The organism is Microbacterium umsixpiens (genome assembly GCF_053543675.1).
In genome coordinates, this window is the sequence record NZ_JBLVOH010000040.1 from 5,287 (window position 1) to 9,812 (window position 4,526).

Here is a 4,526-nt window from a genome sequence, read left to right on the forward strand (position 1 = left end):
GGCGGCCACCACCTCGACCTTGAAGCCCGCGGCATTCTCGAGCCAGCCCGCGTAGTGCTGCTCGCCGCCGGCGTGCGGGTAACGCTCGGCGTAGAGCGGGTGCCAGCCGTGCGCCGGGGCCTCGGACATGAGCGCATCCACGGAAGCAGGGTCGCCACCGTGGAACGCCAGATGATTGAGCCCTGCGCGCCGGCGGTCGTGCCCGGCATCCGACAGATTCGGAGAGGTCGTGAAGGTGAGGTAGGTACCGCCCGCAGCCCAGGACTCGCCGTCGGCCCACTCGCTGTCGAGGGTGAAGCCCAGACGACCGAGGATCCAGCGCCATTCCGTGCGCACGGCATCGAGGTCGGCGACCCACAGTTCGACGTGATGGAGACCCGGCATCATCCGAGTCTGCCAGTCGCGTCAGGAGTTCACGCGGATGATCTCCTGCTGGTACGGCGCGATGACGTCCCCGGAGATGCGCAGGTCGAGGAGCAGGAAGCGGCGGGTGGAGGGATCCTCGGCGGTCCAGCTCTCGAGGCGGTCGAGGTCGGCGAGCCTGCGCACGACGACGCCCTCGGCTCCGACGGCCGCGCCGAAGGCGGCGAAGTCCACCTCGGGGATGCGCATCGGGCCCTCGGCGAGGCCCTTGAGCCCGTACAGGTTCACTTCGGCGCCGTATGCCGCGTCGTTCCAGACGACGGCCATGCCCCGGCCGCCGGCCGCGCGGACCGCAGATTCGAGGTCGGCGATCGCCATCAGTCCGCCGCCGTCGCCGGAGGTGAGTACGACGGTCGATTCGCGCCGAGCCAGAGCGGCCCCGACGACGCTCGGCCAGCCCTGCCCGATGGACTGGAACGCGGTGCCGATCATCATCATGCGATCGGGCGCGGCGACCGGCCAGTACATGTTCGCCCAGCCGATGAAGTGGCCGCCGTCGGACACCACGACACGATTCTCGGGGAGCAGTTCCGCGATACGACGGGCGGCCGATCGCGGGTCGAGGCGTCCGTCGGCGGCGAGGTCGTCACCGGCGTCGTACGCTCGGGCCGCGGCGACGTCGACGCTCTCCCGCCACGGGCTCGACGACAGGGAACCACCGAGCCGGGACACGAGAGCCTCGGCGGCCAGGCGGGCGTCCGCGCGTACGAACCCGCCGACGTGGGCATGGGTGGCGGCGGGGGCGATGTCGACCTGGAAGACCCGCGTCCCCGGCGCGAAGAGTTCGCCGAACCGCATCGTGAACTGGTTCAGGGAGGCGCCGAACACCACGGCGACATCGGCTGTGCGCACGAGGTCCATCGCGCCGTCCGCACCGAAGCCGCCGGTGACGCCCAGGTCGTACCGCGTATCGGGGAAGATGCCCCGGCCGAGAGCCGAGGACGCCGTCAATGCGCCGGTCGCCGCGGCGAGCTCGCCCAGCGCGGCGCCGGCACCGGAGAGCCACGCGCCGCGACCTCCCAGGAGGAAGGGTCGCCGGGCGGTGCGCAGAGCATCAGCGATCTCGTCGAGCATCCCGTCGGCGAACTCCCCGCGCGGCGCGAGCGGAGCGGGCACCCGTGGCGACGGGGCCGCCGGAACCTCGCCGGCTTCGAGCGCCGCGACGTCGTAGGGGATGGCGAGGACGACCGGGACGCGATAGGTCAGCGCGTGCTCGATGGCGATGATCGTCGTGGCCGCGGCATCCGCTCGGCCGACCGTATAGGTGCGGGCGCCGACGGCCGAGGCGAGGGCGATCTGGTCGACGTCCCACGGGCGCGGGCCGGACGTGGGCTCGTCGCCGACCACGAGCACGAGCGGGACGTGCGCCTGCACGGCCTCGGCGAGGGCGGTCAGGGTGTTGGTGAATCCGGCGCCGTACGTCGAGGTGCCGGCGGCGATGCGCCCGGACGCGCGGAAGTGGGCGTCGGCGGCGACCACGGCCCCCTGCTCGTGACGGACGGCGGTGAAGGAGGCATCCGTCTGCGTCTCGATGGCGTCGAGGAAGTAGGCGTTGCCGTTGCCCATCACGCCGAAGACCGAGTCGATGTGCTGGGCGAGGGTGAGGGCGACGTGCGCGGAGACGGTGGGCATGCGAAGGCCTTTCGAGACAGGGACGGAGGAACTGCGGGATCCGTATGTGTCTCGCCTCCGCGTCTTCGCGAAGTGCTTCGTGCCTCTTTTTCAGGCACCGGCCGGGCCGGACCCGCTCAGTCTACCGGCGAGGAAGCACCGCGGGATGCGGGAGAATGCAGAGATGACGGATGCGGCGCTCGAGCGCGAGACACTGACCTGGGACGGCTTCGGAGCGGCGACACGGGAGCTGGCGCGGAGCATCCTCGCCACCGGCTTCGAACCGGAGGTGGTGGTGGCGATCGCCCGCGGCGGGTTGCTCCCGGCCGGTGCCATCGCCTACGGGCTCGGTGCCAAGAACTGCGGCGCGATCAACGTCGAGTTCTACACCGGCATCGGCACGGTGCTCGAAGCGCCCGAGGTGCTTCCGCCCGAGCTCGACATGGCGTATCTCGACGGCCGCCGGGTGCTGCTCGTCGACGATGTGGCCGACTCCGGGCGCACGCTCGCGCTGGCCGTGCAGCTGCTGCAGGAGAAGGGTGCCGACGTGCGGTCGGTCACGATCTACACCAAGCCTTCGACGATCATCCAGCCCGACTTCGCCTGGAAGGACACCGACCTGTGGATCAACTTCCCGTGGTCGTTCCAGGGCACGGTGCGCGAAGAAGATCTGGGCCTCGCGCCCTCGGCCTGAACCGCGGCTCCCTCGGGTCAACCCCGCAGCAGCGACTGCAGCGTCTGGATCGTGTCGGCTTCGGCCGCGGTCTTGTCCGGACGGTAGCCCTTCACCCGGGCGAAGCGCAGCGCGATGCCGCCCGGATACCGCGGAGAGCGCTGCACACCGTCGATCGCGATCTCGACGACGATGTCGGGGCGCACGAAAACGGCGGATGCCGTGCGGTGCGACTCGTGCTCGGGGAACTCGGCGGTCTGCCACCGCAGCAGCTCGTCGGTGAGTCCTTTGAACGTCTTGCCCACCATGACGAATCCGCCGGGGTCGCCGAACTCGCCGTCGGGGTCGCGCGCGCCGAGGTGCAGGTTCGAGAGCCAGCCCCGACGACGCCCCGAGCCCCACTCGGCGCCCAGGACCACCAGGTCGAAGGTCAGCACCGGCTTGACCTTGACCCACGACTTGCCGCGGCGCCCGGCGGCGTAGGGGGCGTCGATCGCCTTGACCACGACCCCCTCGTGCCCGGCGGCGAGGGCATCGTGCGACAGCTGCTCAGCGGCATCGGCATCGGCCGTGACGATGCCGGGCATCCGCCATTGGCCGGCCACGCGTTCCAGCTCGGCCAGCCGTGTCGAGAGCGGCTCGTCGAGCAGGTCGCGTCCGTCGACATGCAGCATGTCGAAGAACCAAGGCCGCAGAACGAGCTCCCGCGAGACCTCGGCCCCGAACCGCGACATGGTCTCCTGGAACGGGCGCGGCCCGCCGTCTTCGTCGAGCGACAGTGTCTCGCCGTCGAGGATGACGTCGTGCACCGGCAGCGACCGCACGATCTCCACGATCTCGGGCACCCGGTGGGTGATGTCGGCGAGGCTCCGCGTGTAGACACCGACCTCGTCGCCGTGGCGATGCACCTGGATGCGGGCACCGTCGAGCTTGTATTCGACGGACGCTTCGCCGGTGACCTGCAGGGCCTCCGATGCGCTCGCCGCGGTTGATGCCAGCATCGGCAGCACCGGACGCCCCACCTGAAGCCCGACCGCCTCGAGGTCGTCGGGTGCGCCTGTGAGGGCGATGCGCGCGGTCTCGCCGAGGTCGCCCGACAGCATCGCCGCGCGTCGGACGACGGCCGCCGGACGGTCGGACGCCCGGGCGATCGCGTCGAGGAGCACGCCCGACAGAGCGCCGGTGCGGAGCTCACCGAGCATCGCCCGCACCAGGAAGTCCCATTCGGCGGCGGTCGCTCGCGAGCCGAGATCGACGAGGATGCCGGTGCGGCCCGCCGCCGAGCCCGAACCGGACGTCGAGGCGAGGGCATCGAGCGAGTCATCGACATCACCGACCGTCAGGGTGGATTCGTCGGCGTGGGCGATCTCGATGGCCGAGAGCCCGCGCCAGCCGACGCCCAGCCTGCCCTGGCGCGGTGACGCGAGGAGGAGACCCATGACGATCGGGAGCTCGGAGGGGTCGGCGCGCGCGAGGAGCTCGGCGAGGGCATCGATCTTGGCGAGCCGGGACGACGTGGCGCCGACGCGGTCGGTCGTGGTGACGAGCTCTGCGAGCTTCATCCGAGCATTCTCGCACCGGCCTCGGACATCGGGTCGGTGTCGGGTCTCAGCGCCCGCGGAACTCCGGCTTGCGCTTCTCCTGGAAGGCGGCGAACCCTTCGCGATAGTCATCGGTGTCGCACAGGGCGGCCTGCGCCGCGTTCTCGATGCGGACCGCATCCCACAGCGCGAGTCGCTCGTCGCGGATGCGCGCGATCAGCTCCTTGCTCGCCAGGAACGCCGCCGTGGCGCCGCGGGCGGCCGTCGCGGCGGCGTCC

Annotated in this window: 4 protein-coding genes and 1 pseudogene; 1 reads left to right on the plus strand and 4 read right to left on the minus strand. The window is 71.2% G+C overall.

Annotated elements, in window-relative coordinates:
• Positions 1-384, minus strand: a 384-nt coding sequence (locus ACNPM4_RS04345; protein WP_448984816.1) for a VOC family protein, incomplete at its 3' end; no start/stop codon positions are given.
• A gap of 21 nt (positions 385-405) precedes the next feature.
• On the minus strand, positions 406-2,055 hold the full coding sequence (locus ACNPM4_RS04350; RefSeq protein ID WP_448984817.1) for a thiamine pyrophosphate-binding protein: 1,650 nt from the start codon (positions 2,053-2,055) through the stop codon (positions 406-408).
• Positions 2,056-2,218: 163 nt separating this feature from the next.
• Between ACNPM4_RS04350 and ACNPM4_RS04355 the strand changes: the two genes are divergently transcribed.
• Entirely contained in the window at positions 2,219-2,728 is a 510-nt protein-coding gene (locus ACNPM4_RS04355) for a phosphoribosyltransferase (RefSeq protein ID WP_372468803.1), read from the plus strand.
• A 17-nt stretch (positions 2,729-2,745) separates the two neighbouring features.
• Here ACNPM4_RS04355 and ACNPM4_RS04360 read toward each other — a convergent pair whose 3' ends face one another.
• The gene (locus ACNPM4_RS04360; RefSeq protein ID WP_448984818.1) at positions 2,746-4,269 is read right to left on the minus strand and encodes an ATP-dependent DNA ligase; all 1,524 of its coding nucleotides are present in this window, start codon (positions 4,267-4,269) and stop codon (positions 2,746-2,748) included.
• A 46-nt stretch (positions 4,270-4,315) separates the two neighbouring features.
• Positions 4,316-4,526 (minus strand): annotated as a pseudogene (locus ACNPM4_RS04365) (enoyl-CoA hydratase/isomerase family protein); the annotation flags it as partial.